The sequence below is a fragment of the Burkholderia sp. Ac-20384 genome (assembly GCF_017104605.1).
GTDB classification, from domain to species: Bacteria; Pseudomonadota; Gammaproteobacteria; order Burkholderiales; family Burkholderiaceae; genus Burkholderia; species Burkholderia lata.
This window is the reverse complement of record NZ_JAAGPE010000180.1, coordinates 1-20685: the sequence shown is the minus strand read 5'-3', so window position 1 is coordinate 20685 and position 20685 is coordinate 1. Positions and strand designations below refer to the sequence as shown.

Here is a 20685-nt window from a genome sequence, read left to right as displayed (position 1 = left end):
CCCGGCGGCGCGTCGATCCCCGCGTCGCGCCCGGCCGCGCGCGCGATCTCGACGATCCGCTCGCGCGGCAGCATCTTGCTGCCCGGCGCGGCGGGCGGGAAGTGTTCGGGATTCGTGTACGGCGTCTCGGCGAGCGGCGACACCAGCGAGACCAGCGGCCGCACGACGGGCACGGCGAGATTCATCGAGATCGACGTGATCGCGACGACCAGCAGCAGCCCCCACACCCACACGCCGCCCGAGCGGTGCAGGTCGAACACCAGCGGATAGCCGCCGCGCCGCACGCGGAACGCGAACGACTTGCGCCAGCTCTTCGGGTTCGGAAACGCGAGTACGAGCGCGATCAGGCAGTCGATCGCCCACACGATGCCGACGACGCCCATCACCCAGAACCCGAAGTTGATCCCGCCAACCATGGGCAGGAACAGCGAGTAGTGCAGCCGGTAGATGAACGGCATCAGGTCGAGCCGCGCGACCGACAGCGCGCCCCATTCGCGGCGGCCCTGCACCGCACCGGTCGCGGGATCGACGGCGATCTGGCTGAAGTCGAGCGCGTACGGCTGGCCGGTTGCCGGGTCGGTGCGCGGCATCACGCCCGCCTGCAGCGTGTGCCCCGGCTCGATCGCGAGCGGCAGATAGGTCACCTGCACGCGCGGGTCCGCAGCCTCGATGCGCGTCGCGAGCGCGAGCGGATCAAGCGGCGCCGCATCGCTGCGGGCGGTGTAGAAGTCCGGGTTCAGCGCCGCGTCGAGCTCGTGATCCCACGCGATCAGCGCGCCGGTGAGGCCCGCGACGAATAGAAACAGCGCGATCGCGAGGCCGAACCAGCGATGCAGGCGGACAAGAAACGGTCGCAGGAACGCATTCATCGCGCGCACTGCGAAGGGAAAGCGGGCCGGCACGAGCGGCCCCGGGTCAACAGGATGCAGGTCATTTGAGGTCAGGCGCCGCGCACGAGCCGCCCGGCCGCCGCTGGCGAGACCGGATGCCCTTGCACGCGGCATGGAATTGTTGCGCGTTCGACGGGTTTTGATACGATGCGCGACATTTTATCGCAATGCGAATGATTCTTACTTGCATTTTTACTTATCCGCCATGACCGCCAGCCTCGCCCGCCCTCCCGTCCGTCCACGTCGCGTGGCCGCCGCCCTTGCCTGCGTTGCCGCGTCGCTCGCGCACGCGGACGATTCGCCCGGCGGCGCCACGGCGTTGCCGGCCATCAACGTCACCGCTGCGCATGATTCGCCTCAGCACCTGACCGACACGATTTCCACCGGCGCGCTCGGCACGCGGCGCCAGCTCGACACGCCGTTCTCGACGACGATCGTCACGTCGGAGGAGCTCGAGGCACGCCAGCCGTACAAGCTCGGCGACGTGTTCGCGAACGACGCATCGGTGTCCGACAACAGCGGCGCGTACAGCGCGTGGGCCAGCTACATGACCGTGCGCGGCATGCAGCTCGACTGGCAGAACGGCTTCAAGATCGACGGGCTGCCGTTCGTCACGTACGGGATCACGATGCCGTACGAACAGCTCGATCGCATCGAGCTGCTGAAGGGGCTCGGCGGTTTCCTGTACGGCTTCGTGACGCCCGGCGGCGTCGTCAACTACGTGACGAAGCAGCCGGGCGCCGAACCCGTGCGCAGCGTCGACGTCGGCTACCGGAGCACCAGCGTGTGGACCGAGCACGTCGATCTCGGCCAGCGCTTCGGGCCGAACGGCATGTTCGGCGCGCGGCTGAACGCGACGCACGAGGAAGGCAAGACGTACAACGACGGCAACATCCGCCGCGACAGCGTATCGCTCGCGCTGCAGGCGAACCTGACGCGCGACCTGTCGGTGACGTTCGGCGCGCTGTACCAGGACCGCCGCACGACGGGCCAGACGCCGTCGATCTTCACCGGCAGCTACCCGGGCGGCGCGCTGCCCGCGACGATCAGCGGCGGCACGACGAACCTCGGCGGCAAGGACCAGTACCTGAACACGAACCTGCAGCTCTACACGGCCGGGCTGCAATACCAGCTCGCGCCCGACTGGCAGCTCGACGTCGCGTACAGCTACAGCAAGGCGACGCGCCGCCGCAACGAAAGCACGCTGTATCTGCAGGACGCGGCCGGCAACTACACCGACAGCCGCTACGTCGGGATGGAGGATCACCGCTTCAGCCAGTGGCGCGCGATGGTCGAGGGCAAGGTGCGCACGGGCCCGTTCAGCCACCAGATCGTGCTCGGCGCGTCGTGGCAGAAGCAGGCGAACGACTATTCGGCGAACAGCGTGTTCGTGCCGCTCGGTGCCGGCAACCTGTATGCGCCAAACCCGTACCGCTACGACAGCCCGCACGGCTTCATCCAGTACCGCACGAGCGAGATCGTCCAGAAATCGCTGTTCGCGAGCGACACCGTGCAACTCACCGAGCGTTGGTCGGTACTCGCCGGCGTGCGCTACATGAACTACGAGCAGCGCTCGTTCCAGGCAAGCGGCGCCGAGGATCCCGGCTACCGCCAGAACGGCGTCGTGACGCCGACGTTCGCGGTGATGTTCAAGCTCGCGCCGACCACCACCGCGTACGCGAGCTACGCCGAATCGCTCGAGCCCGGCAGCCGCGTGAACGACATCTACGCGAACGCCGGCCAGGTGCTCAAGCCGCTGCGCAGCAAGCAATACGAGTTGGGGATCAAGAGCGAGCACGCGCGCTGGAGCGCAACGGCCGCGCTGTTCCGCATCGAGCGCAGCGCCGAGTATGCGAACGCCGCGAACGTCTACGTGCAGGATGGCGAATCGATCATCCAGGGGATCGAGTTCGGCGCGCGCGCGAAATTCGGTGCGCGCTGGAACGCGGGCGTCGACGCGATGCTGCTCGACGCGTGGTACGCGAACGGGATCGGCAACAACGGCAACCGTGTTGCGGGCGCGCCACGTTTCGTGCTCGCCGGCGACATCGGCTATGCGGTGCCGGGCGTGCCGGGGCTGACGCTCGGCGTCGATGCGAAATTCACCGGCGCAACGCCGCTGCGCGCGGCCGGCGGCCTCGACGCGCCGGGCTTTCTCGTCGTCAATGCGGGCGCGCGCTACCTGACACGGGTCGGCCGCCACGATGTGACGCTGCGCGCGTCGATCGACAACGTGCTGAACCGCCGCTACTGGGAATACCAGTACGCGGACTATGTGAAGCCGGGCGACCCGCGCACGGTGAGCCTGAGCGCGAAGATCGACTTCTGAACGGTGGGCCGGCGGGCGCAAACCGCCGGCCATCGCCCATCAGCCTGGACGGCCGCACCGCAGCGGCCGCGGGACTCGGGATTTTCCCGGACCCCAAAAGCAAAACGGCGGAGCGGCTTCTTTCGAAGCACGCTCCGCCGTTTCGCGGCGAACCGTAAGACGCTCTTAGTGGAGCTTCTTCGGCAGCATCTGGCTGCGCAGGCGCTTGTGCAGGCGCTTGACGGCTGCTGCCTTCTTGCGTTTGCGGACTGCGGTCGGCTTTTCGTAGGACTGGCGTTCGCGCAGCTCAGCGATCAGGCCATTTTTTTCGATAGCACGGCGAAAGCGGCGAATCGCCACTTCGAACGGCTCGTTTTCTTTCAGAAGAATCGTCGTCATGTCGTTCCTAAATTGCTTAAACGGTCAAAAACGTAGCGGCCAAGCGCCACGCACCGGCCATCCGAGCGTCCCCACAAACTGGCGAAACGAGCGGAAATACGGCCTCGGAGGCCGGAAAAGAGAGGCGGAAAGCACCGCGAGTACGCTTCACAAGCCGCGTGCAGCGCCGCGTTTGACTGCCAGCAGACATGCCGAAAACGGCAGAGGCTTGACAGAAATCTCAATTCAGCCCGCCATCATAGCAGGGAATCACAGACAAAACCACCCTTTTGTCGGTCGCGTATGCACAGGCGAACGACTGCGTGGTCGGGCCGTTCTCTGGCCCCATTCATCCGGCGTCACGCCGGAGCCCGTCCGAAATGACAAAGAAGGATAAAAAATCGGGCCGAATCTCAACGCGCCCCTCAAGTTTTGTTTTGGTACGCCGAAATCCTGCTCTGAGGCGGCCAGCAATGAACGAGTGCTTCCGCCGACGCCAAAACGGCTTTTCAGGGCTTTCGGCTTAAACAGGAGAATTTCCATGCTCGGAATTAACAGCAACATCAACTCGCTGGTTGCACAGCAGAACCTCAACGGCTCGCAAAACGCCCTGTCGCAGGCAATCACCCGCCTGTCGTCGGGTAAGCGTATCAACAGCGCAGCAGACGATGCAGCAGGTCTCGCGATCTCGACCCGTATGCAGACCCAGATCAACGGTCTGAACCAGGGCGTGTCGAACGCGAACGACGGCGTGTCGATGATTCAAACGGCATCGAGCGCACTGTCGTCGCTGACGAACAGCCTGCAGCGTATCCGCCAGCTGGCCGTTCAGGCGTCGACGGGCACGATGTCCTCGACCGACCAGGCAGCGCTGCAACAAGAAGTTTCGGCACAGATCCAGGAAGTGAACCGTATCGCGTCGCAAACGACGTACAACGGCACGAACATCCTGAACGGCAACGCAGGCATCATGTCGTTCCAGGTCGGCGCAAACGTCGGCCAGACGATCTCGGTGGACCTGAGCCAAAGCATGTCGGCTGCGAAGATCGGCGGCGGCCTGGTGCAGAAGGGCCAGACGGTCGGCACGGTGACGGGCCTGAGCCTCGACAACACCGGCGTGTACACGTCGTCGGGCGCAGCGATTACCGCGATCAACGTGATGTCGGACGGCCAAGGCGGCTACACGTTCACCGACCAGAACGGCGGGACCATCGCGCAAACCGTTGCCCAGTCGGTGTTCGGCGCAAGCGCAACGGGCGGCACGGGCGCGGCAGTCGGCGCCCTGACGCTCCAAGCGAGCGCAACCAGCGCCGGTGGCGCCAGCATGTCGGCAGCGGCGCTCACCGCGGCCACGAACGCAGTTGCGCAGATCAACGCCGTCAACAAGCCGGCAACCGTGTCGGGCCTCGACATCAGCACCGTCAGCGGTGCGAACGTCGCGATGGTGTCGATCGACAACGCGCTGCAGACGGTGAACAACGTTCAGGCGCAGCTCGGTGCGGCACAAAACCGCTTCACGGCAATCGCCACGTCGCAGCAGGCGGAATCGACCGACCTGTCGTCGGCACAGTCGCAGATCACCGACGCGAACTTCGCGCAGGAAACGGCGAACATGTCGAAGAACCAGGTGCTGCAACAAGCTGGCATCTCGGTGCTCGCACAGGCAAACTCGCTGCCGCAGCAGGTCCTGAAGCTCCTGCAGTAATCGAGTAGCAACCCACGGCCGGGCCCCGCGTAATGCGTGGCCCGGCCGCAAGCGCTTGGCACGCGGGACTTTGCCCCGCCGCCAGGCCTTCCCCCCGCATTTCACGGATCACCCGCCGCACGGAGCACTACGATGTCGACGATCAATCCCGCTGTCACCGCCGCCAACAACTCGGCCAACAGCGCGCTGCAGCAAGCCGCCCAATCGATCATCAGCGGTTCGACCGGCAACTCGTCGATGGACGTCAACTCGCTCGTGACGGCACTCGTCAATGCGAAGACCGCCGGTCAGGCCGCCGCGCTCACCGCGCAGCAGACCAGCGACAACACCCAGATTTCCGCGTACGGCGCCCTTTCGGCGGCGCTGAGCGCACTGCAGGCGGGCGTCACGACGCTGTCGAACGGCTCGCTGCAGAACACCTTCACCGCCACCGCGAGCGGCACCGGCCTGACCGCAACCGCGGGTGCCGGTGCCGTCGCCGGCAGCTATTCGGTCGGCGTCACGCAGATCGCGACGTCGCAGTCGCTGTCGTCGGCCGCGTTCGGCTCGTCGACGGCGCTCGGCACCGGCACGATGACGCTGTCGCTCGGCAGCCAGCAGTTCACGGTCAACGTGAACAGCGCCAACAACACGCTGTCCGGCATCGCCGCCGCGATCAACAACACGACCGGCAACCCGGGCATCGTCGCGTCGGTCGTCAACGGCAGCGACGGCGCACACCTCGTGCTCAGCTCGACGCCGACCGGCGCGGCAAACGCGATCAGCGTCGCGGTCAGCAACGTGTCCGGCGACAACGGCCTGTCCAGCCTCGGCGTCACGTCGACGGCCAGCACGACGGGCGGCCAGTCGTCCATTGCGTCCGCGAACAGCAGCAACGCCTGGAAACAAAGCACGGCCGCGCAGGACGCCGCCTTCACGATCAACGGCATCGCCGCAACGAGCGCGAGCAATACCGTGACGAGCGCGATCACCGGCGTCACGGTGAACCTGACCGCGGCCGCCGTCAGCGGGACGCAACCGCAGACGCTGACGATCGCGACCGACACGAAGACCCAGGCCTCGGCGATCAACAACTTCGTGACGCTCTATAACACGCTCGTCACGACGATGGGCTCGCTGTCGAGCTTCTCGTCCGGCTCGTCGTCGCAGGGCCCGCTGCTCGGCGATTCGACACTGAACACGATCCGCAACGCACTCGCAACGGTTGTCGCGGGCGGCGTGACGAGCAACGGCTCGACGGTCAACCTCGCGTCGATCGGCGTCACGCTGCAGGCCGACGGCACGCTGCAGGTCGACAACACGGCGCTCAACACCGCACTGCAAAGCAACCCGACGGGCGTCGCGTCTCTGTTCAACTCGAAGAACGGGATCGGCCAGCAACTGACGACCGACATCACGAACTACACGCAGACGAACGGGCTGATCGCCGCGCGCACGACGGCGCTCAACAATGACCTGACGAGCGTCGCCACGCAGCAGACGAACCTGTCGAACTACACGGCGCAGCTGACCAGCCAGTACCAGGCGCAGTTCACCGCGCTCAACACGCTGATGGCGACGATGAACAGCAACTCGCAGTACCTGACGCAGCTGTTCGGCGGCACGAACAGCGCCGGCGCGCTGTCGAGCAACAAGAGCTGACCGCCAGACGAACAGGAGAGCCACGATGGAACAGACCGAACTGATCGCCCAGCTCGACGTGCTCACCGACGCGATCGAGCATGCGGCCACGATGGCCGACTGGATCGAGGCGGCGCGCCTCGTCGACATGCGCGAGCCGCTCGTCGCGTCGCTCGCGGCCGACCAGCCGCCGGCCGGCATCGCCGCGATCCGCCGGATCCAGGCCAGCAACGAGCGCATCTTCGCCGACGCGCAACGCGCGCAGCAGGAGCTGACCAACGAATACCAGGCGGCGATGGGCCGCGTACAGGCCGTCGGCCAGTACCAGAGCGTCGCGAGCCGCTAAGACGCGCCGCACGCGCGCCGCGCCCGATCGCGCGCGCCGACAACCCGACAACAAGAACTACACGCTGATGTGAGGGCGTGCTCGTTCGCCTCCGCCCGCCTCGCGCGGGCTTTTTTTTTGCGCGCCGCCGACCGCGCCGCCCAGTGCCGCGGCCGCTCGTTCAATCGCCCAAACTGACCGGGCTTTTCCCGTCACCTCGCGGCATCGGCGCGACGGCACGCTACCCATAATCGTATCGACCGACTTTCCGCAGATTTCATCATGTTCTCGACCGAACTGCCCGCCTCCGCCGCGCTCACGCCTGAACAGCAGCTTGCGCAGGACATTGCGCTCGTCATGGACAACGCGCTCGAGCGCTATCGCAGCGGCGCGTTCGACGACGCCCGGGCGCTGTACGAGGCCATCCTCGACGCGGTGCCCACGCATGGAGATGCGCATTACAACCTGGCGGTGCTGATGGTCGAAACGGGCTATCCGGCTGACGCGGTGCCGCATTTCGAAGCCGCCATCGGCGCGAATCCGGACAACGGCTTCTACTGGGTCAGCTACATTCACGCGCTGCATCGCAGCGAGCAAACGGCCGCCGCGTGGATCGCGGTCGAAATCGCGCAGCAGCGCGGCGTGCACGGCCCGGCGCTCGACGGGCTGATCGCACAATTGGCGGTGCCCGACGTCGTGCTCGCGACTGCGGCGGTCGCGGCCGCCCCAAGCGGCATCGACGCGGCGATCGTCCTGGAAACCGCGGCCGGGCGGAGCGACTCCGGCAAGTCTGCCCGCCGCCCCAATCAGACGCTGCTGCAAAAGCACGCAGCGCTGTTCGCCAAGAACAAGCACGCGGAAGCCACCGCGCTTGCGCGGAAACTGGTCGCCGACTACCCGGAAGACGGCGCATGCTGGCGAGCGCTGTCCGCATCGCTGCACCGGGAAGGCCACTTCGCGGAGATGATCGAGGCCGGCTTTCGCACGGTCGAATTGCTGCCGGATGAAGTCCTCGTGCGCGTCCTGCTCGCGGATACGCTACGGGCGATGAACCGTCTCCCGGAAGCCGACGAGCAGTGCACGCGCCTGCACCAGCTTCAGCCCGATCACCAGGAGGCCATGCGGATTCGCGGTCTCGTGCTGTTCGCGCTGCGCCGCACGGATGAAGCGCTCGCGGCCTGCCGGCGCGCGGTCGAACTCGCGCCCGGCGCCGCCGCGCCATGCGGCACGCTCGGCTTCGTGCTGCTCGAAATGGGCGCAACGCAGGAAGCGATAGGCTGGCTGAAGCGCGCGATCGAAATCAACCCGACCGACAGCGTCACCTACAGCAGCATGCTGTTCTGTATCGCGCATAGCAGCGAATTCGATCCGCAGGCGCTCGTTGCGGAACACCGCAAGTTCGGCGCGCGCTACGACAATCAAAAGCGCAAGCGCGCGGCCGTGTTCTCGAACCCGCGCGATCCGGCGCGCAAGCTGCAGGTCGGCTTCGTGTCGGGCGACCTGTTCAGCCACGCGGTCGCCTCCTACGCGGTGCCCGTGATCGAGCATCTCGCAGCTGATCCCGGCATTGCGATGCACTTCTATCACAATCACTTCGAGGAAGATCAGACGTCCGAGCGCTTCAAGGCCCACGCCACGACCTGGCGCAACGTCGCCGGCATGAGCGACCAGGGCTTCCTCGAACGCGTGCGCAACGACGGTATCGACATCGTGATCGACCTGTCGGGCCATACCGGCCGCAACCGGCTCGTCGCGCTGGCGCAGCGCGCGGCGCCGGTCCAGGCGTCGTGGATCGGCTATCCGGCCACGACCGGCCTCAGCAAGATGGACTACTACCTGACGGACCGCTTCGTCGCGCCGCACGGCGCATTCGACGACCAGTTCGTCGAGCAGATCGTGCGGCTGCCCGCGATCGCACCGTTCATGCCGCCGCCGAACTGCCCGCCCGTCAACGGGCTGCCGGCGCTGCACAACGGCTATACGACGTACGCCAGCTTCAACCGCCTGAACAAGCTGAGCCCGCATGTGATCGCGGTCTGGGCGCGCGTGCTGCACGCGGACCCGACCGCGCGCATGGCGCTCGGCGCGATCGGCAACGACGGCGACCGGAAGACGCTGACCGAATGGTTCGCAGCCTGCGGCATCGATGCCCGCCGCCTGACGTTCCACCGGCGCTCGAACATCCCCGTTTACATGCAGCAGCATCACGGCGTCGACCTCTGTCTCGACGCGTTCCCGTACACCGGTTCGACGACGACGCTGAACGCGCTGTGGATGGGCGTGCCGACCGTGACGATCCCCGGCGTGACGATGGCCGGGCGCGGTAGCGCCGGCTGGTTGCAGCACGTCGGGCTCGACGCGTACATCGCGACGGACGAGGACGATTTCGTCGCGAAGGCGCTGGCGCTCAGCCGCGACACCACCGCATTGCAGGCGCTTCGTGCCGGCCTGCGCGCGCGCTGCGGGGAATCCGCCGCGTTCCGGCCGGCTATCGTCGCGGCCGGCCTGTCGTCGGCGCTGCGCACGATGTGGACCCGCTGGTGCGCGGGCGAGCCTGCCATCGCATTCGACACGCCGCTGTTCGACGACACGGCGACCGCACAGGCCGCGGCCAAGGCCTGAACCTCACGTCAAGATCGAGAGAGACCATCATGACCGCCAGCCTGCCCGCGTCGTCCGTCGCGCAACTGCCGCACGAACGCATCTACGTCACGCAGCCGCACCTGCCGCCGCTCGACGAATTCCTGCCGTACCTCGAGAAGATCTGGGAGAGCCGCACGCTGACCAACGGCGGCCCGTTCCACCAGCAGTTCGAGCGCGCGCTGTGCGAATACCTCGGCGTGCCGCACCTGTCGCTGTTCGCGAACGGCACCCTGGCGCTCGTCACCGCGCTGCAGGCGCTGCGCATCAACGGCGAAGTGATCACGACGCCGTACTCGTTCGTCGCCACCGCGCATTCGCTGCTGTGGAACGGCATCAAGCCGGTATTCGTCGACGTCACGCCCGGCACGCTCAACCTGGATCCCGCGCGCATCGAGGCGGCGATCACACCGCAGACCACCGCGATCATGCCCGTGCATTGCTACGGCAATCCGTGCGACGTCGAGGCCATCCAGAAGATCGCCGACAACTACAACCTGCGCGTGATCTACGACGCCGCGCACGCGTTCGGCGTGCAAAACGCCGGCGGCAGCGTGCTCACCCACGGCGACCTGTCGGTGCTGAGCTTCCACGCGACGAAGGTGTTCAACACGTTCGAAGGCGGCGCGATCATCTGCCCGGACGCCAAGACCAAGCAACGGATCGACCACCTGAAGAACTTCGGTTTCGTCGATGAAGTCACGGTCGTCGCGCCCGGCATCAACGGCAAGATGAGCGAGATCAACGCTGCCTTCGGGATGCTGCAGTTGCAGCACATCGACGGCGCACTCGCGCGCCGCCGCGAAATCGACACGCTGTACCGCACGCTGCTGAGCGACGTGCGCGGCATCCGCTGCGTGCCGCTCGGCGACCAGACTGTCGCGAACCACGCGTATTTCGCGATCCTCGTCGACGAAGACCATCCGATCGACCGCGATGCGCTGTACCAGAAGCTGCGCAGCTACGACGTGTATGCGCGCCGCTACTTCCATCCGCTGATTTCGGAATTCCCGATGTATCGCGGGCTGCCGTCCGCCAACCGCGACAACCTGCCGGTCGCCTCCGAGGCCTCGCGCAAGGTACTGTGCCTGCCGATCTACCCGGCGCTCACCGACGACATGGTCCGCCGTATCGTCGAGCTGATCGCGCGCTGACGCGCCGCGCCTACAGGTAACGCTCGCCGGCCGCACGCGCGCGGACCCGGCGAGCCGGATTGCCGTACGCGACGGTGTACGGCTCGACGTCGTGCAATACGACCGAGCCCGCCCCGACGACGCTGTGCTCGCCCACCGCGATCCGGTGCCGCAGCATCGCGCCGAGGCCGATCGCCGCGCCGTGGCCGATCCGGCAGTTGCCGCCGGTGACGACGCCCGGCGCGAGACTCGAAAAATCCGCCATCACCCCATCGTGGTCGAGCGAGGCATTCGTGTTGACGATGCACCCGTTGCCGATCGCGCAGCACGGATTGATCACCGCGCCGGCCATCACGACCGTGCCCGCGCCGATCGTCGACGCCTTGCCGACGCACGCGGCCGGATGCACCGCCGATACGCACGGCAAATCGGGCACGAGGGCCGCGAGACTGGCCGTCACTTTCTCGCGCGCGTGGTTGTCGCCGATCGCGACCAGCAGCCCGGCGATCCCGTGCACGCCGATCAGGTGCGGCAGGTCACGCTCGGTGCCCAGCACCGGGTAGCCGAGCGTCTCCTCGCCGCGTGACCGGAACGAATCGATCAGCCCGGCGATCCGGTATCGGCCGGCCTGTTCGACGATGTCGATCACGACCTTGGCGTGACCGGACGAGCCGACGATGACGATGTTTTCCACGAGGCCCTCGAATGATCTGAAAAGCAGGGGCAGCGTTGCGATCGCCGCGTTTCCCGCAGTATGACGTGCTGCGATGCGCGCGCGGCACGCGCCGTCGCTTCAGGTGGCAGGGACAGTCTCGCGCGCCGTCGCGCGACGATCCGCGAAATGCGCGGCAAACGCCCCGCGCAAGCGCTCGGCCAACTGGATCCAGGTGTCGCCGCGCTCTCTGCGGAACAACCGCACCGTGCCCGGATACCACGGCGAATCATCGCGGTCGTGCATCCAGCGCCAGTCCACGTCCTGATTCGGCAGCAGTACCCAGCAAGGCTTGCCGAGCGAGGCGGCCAGGTGCGCAGTGGACGTGTCGACGCACACGACGAGATCGAGTTGCGCGACGATCGCGGCCGTATCCGCGAAATCGTCGATCTCCGAGCCCAGGTGCAGCAACGGCAGGCCGCCCGGCGGCTGACGCGCCTCGTCCTCGCCCTGCCCCTTCTGCAGGCTCACGAAATGCACGCCCGGCACGCTCCATAGCGGCGTCAGCAACGCAAGTGACGGCAGCGAGCGGTGCGCATCGTTGTGATGTTTCGGATTGCCCTTCCACACGAGACCGACGCGCGGGCCGGCCGGCAGCGCATCGAGGCGCGCTCGCCAGCGCGCGACGCGGGCCGGATCGGGCGCGAGCCGCACCGGCGGCGGAATCGTGTCGAGTGTCGTGCCCGCGTGCAGCGGTGCGCTCAGCAGGCTCGTCCAGTAGTCGAACTGCGCCGCCTGCGCCGTCGCCGCCTCGTGATCGAGCACCGCGTCGACACCGTCGACCGTCTCCATCAGCCGATGCAGCGCGGGCTGGCACGCGAACACCACGCGCGCCGCGTGCCGCGCACGAAACGCCACGAAATAGCGGCTGAACTGCAGCATGTCGCCGAGGCCGTCTTCCTGCCAGACGAGCAGCGTCTTGCCGGCGAGCGGCTCGCCTTGCCACTGCGCACACGACAGCACCTCGCGGGTCCGGCGGTGCACGAATGCCGATTGCTCGTAGCGCGATTCGTAGCGCCGCCAGCCTTCTTCGAACCGGCCAAGCGCGAGCAGCAGCGTCGCCAGGCCGAAACGCGCGTCGCCATAGTCCGCGCGCAACTCGAGTGCGCGGCGGTACGCGCGTTCGGCGTCGTCGTGGCGGCCGGCATGCGCGAACGTGGTGCCGAGGTTGTAGTGGACTTCGGCCATGTCCGGCGCGAGCAACAGCGCATCGGCGAAAACCGCCATCGCTTCGTCGTGGCGGCCCTGCGCGCGCAGGACGCAACCGAGATTGTTGTGCGGCTGTGGCAGGCCGGGTCGGCAACGGATCGCGTCGCGATAGGCCGCTTCCGCTTCCGGCAGGCGATCGAGATTCTGTAGCGCGACGCCGAGGTTGTAGTGCGCCTCCGGGTGATCCGGGCACAGCGCGAGCGCCTGGCGGCTGGCCGCTTCCGCTTCCGGCAACCGCTGCATGTCGACAAAAATCGCGCCGAGATTGGCGTGCGCGAGCACGTAGTCGGCGCGCACGGCGATCGCAAGCCGGTACGCGAGTTCTGCCTCGGCCTGTCGGCCGAGGACGCGCAGCAGGTTGCCGAGATCGGTCAGCACGTCGGCCGACTGCGGCTCGATCAGCAACGCCTGCCCGAACGCCTGTTCGGCTTCGTCGAGCCGGCCGAGCGCTTCGAGCACCTTGCCGAACCGGTGATGATGCGACGCCCGCAACGGCGTGACGGACGCGAGCTGCCGGCGCAGGAGCGCCTCGGCGTCGGACAGGCGCCCTTGCGACACAAGCAGCGCGCCGAGGCCGTCGTACGGCGGCTCGAACGCCGGCATCGCGTCGATCGCGCGCCGCCACCAAGTTTCCGCATCGGCCAGCCGGTTCAGGCCGAGCGCGCAGACGGCCGCGATGTGCAGCGCCGTGACGGCCGGCGACAGCCGGTCGAGCAGCGGTGCGACGAGCGACAGCGCATCGGCGAACTGTCCGTTCTGGCACAGCGTCGCGGCGTGTTGTACCGGTGCGGATTCGTCGAAAGCAGGTGTCATGTCATGCGGCACTGCGCGGCGCGCAGCGCGAACGGTCGGTCAGGCGGGCGTCGATACGGCGGCCGGTTGGCCGGACTGCCCCATCGCACGGTCCTTGGCTTCCTGGAGCGCCGCGAGCGTGTCGAGCGCTTGCCCTTCGTCGGCGGTGAGATCGACCAGAAATGCGTCGTTGTTCTGCTTGATCCAGTCGAGCGGCATGTCCCACCAAGCGAGCTGCAGCAGCTGTTCGCGCACTTTCTCGGTGAAGCGGAAGCGCACCAGACGGGCCGGCGAACCGGCATAAATGCCGTACGCCTCGGTGCGGAAATTGGGTGGAATGACGGCCCGCGCACCGATCACGCAGCCGCTTTCGACCTGACAGCCTCCGAGGAACAGCGCTTCGTCGCCGATCCAGACGTCGTTGTGGATCACGGTGTCCGCGTATTGCGGCATCGGCGGATGGGCGAGACCGTTACCGTAGATGCCGAACATGCTCGTCGAGATCGTGCGCATCTCGTGCTGGCCGTTCAACAGGAATCGCAGGCGCAGTCCGCCGGCCACGTGCTTGCCGATCACGAGCCTCTGATGGCCGACGTCGTACTTGGCGATCGAACCCACGCCGATCGACGAGCACCGGCCGATATGAAACGTACCGACCTGCGGTTCTTCATCAACCCAGTTGCGGAAGAAATTGTTCGGGATTGCCGAAAAGGCACCATCCCGGTAGCCCAGGACGATGAAATGCTTCGCCCACGCATGGTCGGACTGCACGCCAATACAATCGTCGGAGGTCGTAACGTTCATTTGCGGTCGCAAGTGTGCCGCAGCGGTGGCTCGATGCCGGGCCGCTCGATACGGCGATGGAGAACGTCGCGGCACATCGTCCGCGAGCATGAACGATGCAGTATAGAAAGGCGGCGACGGCAACCGACCGCGGAGAAGAACGGCGTTCTGGCTTCTGTTCTGGTGATGAGGTCGGGTGCAAGCCCGAGCCTGCGGCCGCGCCCTGACGGCGCGCGCCCCTCGCGCCCCTGCACTGCGCCACGCGTACTCAGTTGCTCGACGAGCACCCGCCGCAACTGCTCGAACTGCACGAGCTGGAACTGCACGAACTCGATGACGAGCAGTTCGTCCCCGAGTTGCTCGAGCAACTGCTGCTTCCCGATCCGCTCGAACCGCCGGCGCGTGCCGCCGCGGCCGGCATCAACGGCGGCGGCTCCATCAGCGCACTCGAATGCACGGCCCACGCGGTACCGGCGAGCGCTCCCGCGCCAAACAGCGCGGCCGCCCATAGCATTTCGTCCGGCGTCTCGGGCGTGTCGCGGCACGCGTTCCCGTATGCGGCACGCGACGCCTGCCCGCCCATCGTCAGGCCGCCGCGCCCGAAACCGGTCAGGCGCCGCGTGACGATGCGATAGGCAAGCGCGAACGCCGCCATTCCGATAACGAGCAACAGGACCGGACGCCCCCGGCTCAGTCCGACCGCGAGTTTCGCCGCGCCGGTGCCGAGCACCAGCAGGGCAATCCCGCGCGCGGCCATGCGCGCCGTGCGCATCTCGCCCGGCGCCCAGAACCAGCCGCACCCGCGCAACGCATCCGCATATTCGGCAGCGCGACGCGCCAGAAGCTGCCGGAACGCGCCGAAGCTGACCTCCCCGCCCGGTTGTGCATCCAGCCACGCGCATTCGTCCGCATATGCGCCGGCGCGCGTCGCGTCGACACTTTGCACCCGTGCGCCCAGCCGTCCCGCCAGCCGCAGGTCGATCGCGCCCGCATGGATGAGCGACAGCGTCGCAACTTGCACGACCCTCGATTCGCCCCCGGCGAGATACGCGACCGCCTCGGCTGTCAGGTTCGGCGGCGTTTCGCGAGCATGCGCGCCCCAGCGTCGGCAACGATATTCGACTCGTTGCAGGCCCGCGATCAGCAACAACGCGATCACGCACGCCGGCACGTAGAACACGAGAAACTGCGGCCCCGCGTAGTTCAGCACGTTGAAGTCCTGCGCCGAGGCGCAGGTCGCGGCGACGCTCGCGGCGGCGGCCGGCCATGCGAGTTTCGGCAGCCGGTCGCGCCAGGTCCGGCCAGCCGGTGGGGTGGCCGGCGTGTCCGCGTCTGCTGTCGTGTCCGCCGCCGACGGTTCCGGCTGCCGCGATCCGGACGCGGCGCACAGGCCGGCGAGGGGCGGCCAGATCGACTCGGGCGGCTCGCAGCCGAACAGCCGGCGATAGCTGTCCAGCGTGTCACGGTAACGCTGCGCGTACACGGCGGCTTCGTCCGGCGCGCCCGTGCCGGGCATGTGATGCAGCCGCGCGCGCAGCACGCCGGCGCAGAAGACGTCCCAGTATTCGAGCGTGTATTGCAGGTGGAAATGCCATGCGGCATCGACCGCCACCGACGGCGTGACCGGATGTCCGGCCGCCTGCGCGAGAAACGCGAAGCGCTTGTATTCGTCGATCACCGCCAGCGCGTGCGCATGCGACCAGCCTTCGGCTTCGGCAAGGCGCCGGCTGTACGGCAGCGGCGCGGTCGGGTCGTCGGGGGAATAGGCGTGCAGACGCGCGAGCAGCGCCTGCTGCGCATCGGTCAGCGCGCGGGCATCGACTGCGGTCAAGGGAGACGGGATGGCAGCCATCGGGGGTCGGCGCGATGCGCGGACGGCCGCCGCGATCGTCGCTTGGAGTTGTCGTTGCGGGCGATTCTCGCACAACGGCAAGGCAACACGGCACCGGCACGCCGGCTGCGTCCGGGGCATCCGGGGCGGCCGACGCGTTCGCCGACCCGCGCGTCAGAAATCGAGCTGCGCCAGCGTGATGCCGAGCGCGGCCGCGATCTTCCGGCGTACCGACTTGCGCAGCTTCTCGCGCTTCTCGCGTTTCGCGTAGTCCGAGCGACTGACGCCGATCCGCTGCGCGACCTCGGCCCGCGTCAGCCCGAGATACTCGCGCCACGCGCGCGCGGGCGAACTGCCGTCGAACACGGCGCGCGTCACGACTTCATGCGGAACCGGATCGGGCGTGACCCGCTGCTGCGCGACATAGTCGGCGTAAGGAATCACGACGAAGGCCGGCGTACCGTCCGGCCCGTTGATGAACTGAACGGGGAGTGATTTGCTCATGCGGTGATCGCCGCCCGCGATGCGGCGCGGCTATTGCTCGTTTCGGTCGACATTTTCAATCGGCGCCGTCAGACGGGCTTCGAGCACGTCGAACCGGACCGGCGAACGACTGAGCCGGATCGGATGCGCATGCGATCGAAAACCGCTAACCGGCCGGGATATTACTGCAAACGGGAAAACGACGAAGCGATGAAACCGCAGAGTGCCTGAACAGGCATGTTTTGGCGCGCCCGGCTGGGATCGAACCAGCAACCCCTGCCTTCGGAGGGCAGTACTCTATCCATTGAGCTACGGGCGCCTGTGACAGTGAAGCGACCCCAATATACAGGCCGCCCACGATGGGCAAGACGGCAAGGATACCCGGTTTCCCATGACGCGTCCACCTTGCCCGACGAATCCCCGCCCGGCCGCGCTGCGTGCGGGTAAACACGCGCCATCGCACCGCTCGCCGTGATGTAAACGTTCCGTCTATAATCGACCGGGCTTCATTGGACTGCCATTTGCCGTTGCACCGCGCTCACAATTCCTAATCATGGAGACGAGGCAAGCATGAGCGAAGCACCCCACGAATCTCCCGTCAAAACCCCCGGGCAGCTGATTGCCGTCATCATCGCGTCGTTCGCGATTCCGATCATCCTGATCGTCCTGTTCGCCAACTATGCGAACCATGCGTTCCGTTACGGCGCCGGCACGGACGCGCTATCCGACGAACAGGTTGCCGCACGTGTCGCCCCGCTCGCCAAGGTCGACGTGAAGGACGCCAATGCGCCCCGCACGTACAAGACCGGCGAGGAAGTCTACAAGGCCGTCTGCGTGACCTGCCACGGCACGGGCGCCGCCGGCGCGCCGAAGTTCGGCAACAAGGACGACTGGGCGCCGCGCATCTCGCAAGGCTTCGACACGCTGCTGAAGACGGCGCTCGCCGGCAAGGGCGCGATGCCGCCGCGCGGCGGCACGAGCCCCGACGACGTCAGCGACTATGAAATCGCCCGTGCGATCGTCTACATGGCGAACAACGACGGCGCGAACTTCCCCGAACCGGCCGCACCGGCCGCCAACGCGGCGCAGCCCGCCAGCGGCGCCGCAGCCGCGTCGGGCACGGCGGACGCCGCCAGCGCGCAAATCGCCGCGGCCCAGGCCGCGATCGCCGCGATCCCGAAGGCCGGTGAAGCGCCCGCGGCTGCGGCTGCCCCGGCCGGCGCCGACGCCGGCAAGGCGCTGTACACGTCGACCTGTCAGGCCTGCCACGCGGCGGGCGTGCTCGGTGCGCCGAAGTTCGGCAGCAAGGAAGACTGGGCGCCGCGCCTGAAGGACTCGATGGATACGGTCTACAACTACGCGCTGCACGGCAAGGGCGCGATGCCGCCGAAGGGCGGGTCGAGCGCGTCGGATGCCGATGTGAAGGCCGCCGTCGACTACATGGTCAACGCGTCGAAATAACGCCGGCCCGGCCGTGCAGTAAAAAACCCCCGCGACGCACACGCATCGCGGGGGTTTTGTTTTGTCGTTTTGTCGGCGCTCCATCGGAACGCGCGCGCATCACTTCTGCAGCAACGCCTTCAGGCTCGCGAGCCGGTCCTTCGGCGACATCGGCGCCTCTTCCGGCGTCGGCGGCGGCGCCTCGTCGAGCCCCATCTCCGGGATGAAGCGCGACGGTTCGCACACGACCGTCTCGCGCGCCCGCTTGCGCTTCTTGCACCAGTTCAGGTGCAGGCTGCGCTGCGCGCGCGTGATCGCCACGTACATCAGCCGGCGCTCCTCCTCGATCCGCTCGTTGTCGATCGGGCCGTCGTCCTCGGAGCCGCCGCGGTGCGGCATGATGCCTTCCTCGACACCGACCAGGAACACGTGCGGATACTCGAGCCCCTTCGACGCATGGACGGTCGACAGTCGCACGGCGTCCGGGTCCTCGTCCTTGCCCTCTAGCATCGACATCAGCGCAACCGTCTGGATCAGGCCGAGCAGGTTCTTGCCCGTATCGGCGAGGCCGTCCGCGTTGTGGAAGCCTTCCGCCTCGCCGTCGACGGCCGCCGTCTCGGGCTTGGTGCCCTTGCGCTTCAGCCATTCGAGGAATTCGAGCACGTTCTGCCACTTCGACTGCGCCTGCCGTTCGTCGAACGCGTCGTACAGGTACGCCTCGTAGTGGATCGCCTCCATCATGTCGTCGAGCACGGCGGTGGCAGGATCCTTGTCCGCGCGCTCGGTCAGGCGCTGGATGAAGTCGCAGAACATCCGCAGCGGCTCGACCTGGCGCGCGGACAGCCGCGCCTCGATCCCGCCCATGTACACGGCCTCGAACAGCGACACCTTCGCCTGGCCCGCGAACGAGCCGAGCGCTTCGAGCGTCGTGTTGCCGATCCCGCGGCGCGGCGTGGTGACCGCGCGGATGAACGCGGGATCGTCGTCGGCGTTCGCGATCAGCCGCAGGTACGCGCACAGATCCTTGATCTCGGCCTTGTCGAAGAACGACTGGCCGCCCGACAGCACGTACGGGATCCGCTCGCGGCGCAGCACCTGCTCGAAGATCCGCGCCTGGAAGTTGCCGCGATACAGGATCGCGTAGTCGCGGAACTGCGCGCGCCGCTCGAACTTGTGCGCGGACAGCCGGAACACGACCGATTCGGCTTCATGCTCTTCGTCGTTGCACGGCGTGACGGTGATCGAATCGCCCATCCCGTGCTCGGACCACAGCTTCTTCTCGAACAGTTTCGGGTTGTTCGCGATCACGTTGTTCGCGGCGGTCAGGATGCGCACCGTCGACCGGTAGTTCTGCTCGAGCTTGACCAGGTGCAGCTTCGGGAAATCCTTGCCGAGCTGCGCAAGGTTCTCGAGCGTCGCGCCGCGCCAGCCGTAGATCGCCTGGTCGTCGTCGCCCACTGCCGTGAATGCGGCGCGCGGGCCGGCGAGCAGCTTCAGCAACTCGTACTGGCACGCGTTGGTGTCCTGGTACTCGTCGATCAGCAGATAGCGCAGCTTGTTCTGCCAGCGGTCGCGCACCTGCTCGTTCTTCGCGAACAGCTCGGCGGGCAGGCGGATCAGGTCGTCGAAGTCGACCGCCTGGTACGCATGCAGCGTCGCGACGTAGTTGCGGTAGACCAGCGCGGCCTGGTGCTCGTCCTCGTTGGCCGCGATCGTCATCGCCTCGTCCGGCATGATCAGGCCGTTCTTCCACAGCGAGATGGTGCTCTGGATCTTGCGGATCAGGCCCTTGTCGGTCGTGCCGATCTGCTCCTGGATCATCCCGAAGCAGTCGTCCGAATCCATGATCGAGAACTGCGGCTTCAGGCCGACGTGCTCGGCCTCCTGGCGCAGGATCTGCACGCCCAGCGAGTGGAACGTGCAGACGGTGAGCTGGTTGACGGGCACCTTGCGGCCTTCCTTGCCGGGCGTGGTGAGCGTCTTGCCCTCGAGCAGCTTCGACACGCGCTCGCGCATTTCGGCGGCCGCCTTGTTCGTGAACGTGACGGCGGCGATGTGGCGCGGCTCGAAGCCTTTCGCTTCGATCAGGTGCGCGATCTTCTGCGTGATCACGCGGGTCTTGCCGCTGCCCGCGCCGGCGAGCACGAGACAGGGACCGTCGAGGTAGCGCACCGCTTCGTTCTGGGCGGGATTCAGGCCTGCGGACATGATGGCGGATGGTGTTGCGGTTGACGGCGGAACGCCGGGAGGATGCCGTGCGCGGCGGGCTGGCGAAGCAGGCGGACACGCGGGCAGGACGCGCATGTTAACACGTCGGCGGCGCGCTTTTCGGGAGCGCCGCCGGACGGGGCTGCGCGGGCCGACCGGCCGGCCGCCCCCTGTCCGTTCGGCCAATCCGGCCCCGTTCGCGCACCGATCAGCCACAATATGTCCACG

Annotated in this window: 16 protein-coding genes and 1 tRNA gene; 7 read left to right on the top strand and 10 right to left on the bottom strand. The window is 67.2% G+C overall.

Translation table 11 applies throughout. From position 1 onward, the window contains the following. A partial coding sequence (locus G3O00_RS27195; RefSeq protein ID WP_206144868.1) for a PepSY-associated TM helix domain-containing protein occupies positions 1 to 869 on the bottom strand: 869 nt, incomplete at its 3' end. Between the two features lie 226 nt (positions 870 to 1095). Between G3O00_RS27195 and G3O00_RS27190 the strand changes: the two genes are divergently transcribed. Continuing rightward, positions 1096 to 3219, top strand: a complete 2124-nt coding sequence (locus tag G3O00_RS27190) for a TonB-dependent receptor (protein ID WP_206144867.1) — start codon at positions 1096 to 1098, stop codon at positions 3217 to 3219. 165 nt (positions 3220 to 3384) lie between these two features. Here the strand turns inward: G3O00_RS27190 and rpsU are convergent, their stop codons facing one another. Then, positions 3385 to 3597 (bottom strand): 30S ribosomal protein S21, encoded by a 213-nt coding sequence (gene rpsU, locus G3O00_RS27185; RefSeq protein ID WP_006401410.1) that lies wholly within the window; start codon positions 3595 to 3597, stop codon positions 3385 to 3387. 249 nt (positions 3598 to 3846) lie between these two features. Next, entirely contained in the window at positions 3847 to 4119 is a 273-nt protein-coding gene (locus G3O00_RS27180) for a hypothetical protein (protein ID WP_174936452.1), read from the bottom strand. Between G3O00_RS27180 and G3O00_RS27175 the strand changes: the two genes are divergently transcribed. From G3O00_RS27175 to vioA, 5 genes are all read left to right on the top strand, one after another. Continuing rightward, a complete protein-coding gene (locus tag G3O00_RS27175) occupies positions 4118 to 5281 on the top strand; it encodes a flagellin (protein WP_174936449.1) in 1164 nt (387 codons plus the stop codon). The two genes, G3O00_RS27180 and G3O00_RS27175, sit on opposite strands and share 2 nt — an antisense overlap. A gap of 132 nt (positions 5282 to 5413) precedes the next feature. After that, positions 5414 to 6922, top strand: coding sequence for a flagellar filament capping protein FliD (gene fliD, locus G3O00_RS27170; RefSeq protein WP_174936445.1), 1509 nt, complete (start codon positions 5414 to 5416; stop codon positions 6920 to 6922). Between the two features lie 25 nt (positions 6923 to 6947). After that, positions 6948 to 7247 carry a flagellar protein FliT gene (gene fliT, locus G3O00_RS27165; protein ID WP_174936442.1) on the top strand — a complete coding sequence of 100 codons (300 nt, stop codon included), beginning with the start codon at positions 6948 to 6950 and terminating at the stop codon, positions 7245 to 7247. Between the two features lie 261 nt (positions 7248 to 7508). Then, positions 7509 to 9848, top strand: a complete 2340-nt coding sequence (locus G3O00_RS27160) for a tetratricopeptide repeat protein (protein ID WP_174936439.1) — start codon at positions 7509 to 7511, stop codon at positions 9846 to 9848. A gap of 29 nt (positions 9849 to 9877) precedes the next feature. Continuing rightward, positions 9878 to 11020 (top strand): dTDP-4-amino-4,6-dideoxy-D-glucose aminotransferase VioA, encoded by a 1143-nt coding sequence (gene vioA / locus G3O00_RS27155; protein WP_174936436.1) that lies wholly within the window; start codon positions 9878 to 9880, stop codon positions 11018 to 11020. 10 nt (positions 11021 to 11030) lie between these two features. Here vioA and G3O00_RS27150 read toward each other — a convergent pair whose 3' ends face one another. From G3O00_RS27150 to G3O00_RS27125, 6 genes are all read right to left on the bottom strand, one after another. Beyond that, positions 11031 to 11693 carry an acetyltransferase gene (locus tag G3O00_RS27150; RefSeq protein ID WP_174936433.1) on the bottom strand — a complete coding sequence of 221 codons (663 nt, stop codon included), beginning with the start codon at positions 11691 to 11693 and terminating at the stop codon, positions 11031 to 11033. 99 nt (positions 11694 to 11792) lie between these two features. Continuing rightward, positions 11793 to 13733 carry a tetratricopeptide repeat-containing glycosyltransferase family protein gene (locus G3O00_RS27145; protein WP_206144866.1) on the bottom strand — a complete coding sequence of 647 codons (1941 nt, stop codon included), beginning with the start codon at positions 13731 to 13733 and terminating at the stop codon, positions 11793 to 11795. Between the two features lie 39 nt (positions 13734 to 13772). Continuing rightward, positions 13773 to 14516: an acetyltransferase gene (locus G3O00_RS27140; RefSeq protein ID WP_174936480.1), complete on the bottom strand. Its 744-nt coding sequence runs from the start codon at positions 14514 to 14516 to the stop codon at positions 13773 to 13775. 247 nt (positions 14517 to 14763) lie between these two features. Beyond that, positions 14764 to 16347, bottom strand: coding sequence for a TIGR04222 domain-containing membrane protein (locus G3O00_RS27135; protein WP_206144865.1), 1584 nt, complete (start codon positions 16345 to 16347; stop codon positions 14764 to 14766). Between the two features lie 153 nt (positions 16348 to 16500). Further along, entirely contained in the window at positions 16501 to 16830 is a 330-nt protein-coding gene (locus G3O00_RS27130; protein ID WP_206144864.1) for a helix-turn-helix transcriptional regulator, read from the bottom strand. A 222-nt stretch (positions 16831 to 17052) separates the two neighbouring features. Further along, positions 17053 to 17128: transfer RNA gene (locus G3O00_RS27125), tRNA-Arg, on the bottom strand. A 251-nt stretch (positions 17129 to 17379) separates the two neighbouring features. Between G3O00_RS27125 and G3O00_RS27120 the strand changes: the two genes are divergently transcribed. After that, entirely contained in the window at positions 17380 to 18270 is an 891-nt protein-coding gene (locus tag G3O00_RS27120) for a c-type cytochrome (protein WP_206144863.1), read from the top strand. A gap of 99 nt (positions 18271 to 18369) precedes the next feature. On the opposite strand, the gene G3O00_RS27115 is transcribed toward G3O00_RS27120, so the two are convergent. Beyond that, positions 18370 to 20457 (bottom strand): UvrD-helicase domain-containing protein, encoded by a 2088-nt coding sequence (locus tag G3O00_RS27115; RefSeq protein ID WP_011350567.1) that lies wholly within the window; start codon positions 20455 to 20457, stop codon positions 18370 to 18372. Between the last annotated feature and the right edge of the window lie 228 nt (positions 20458 to 20685).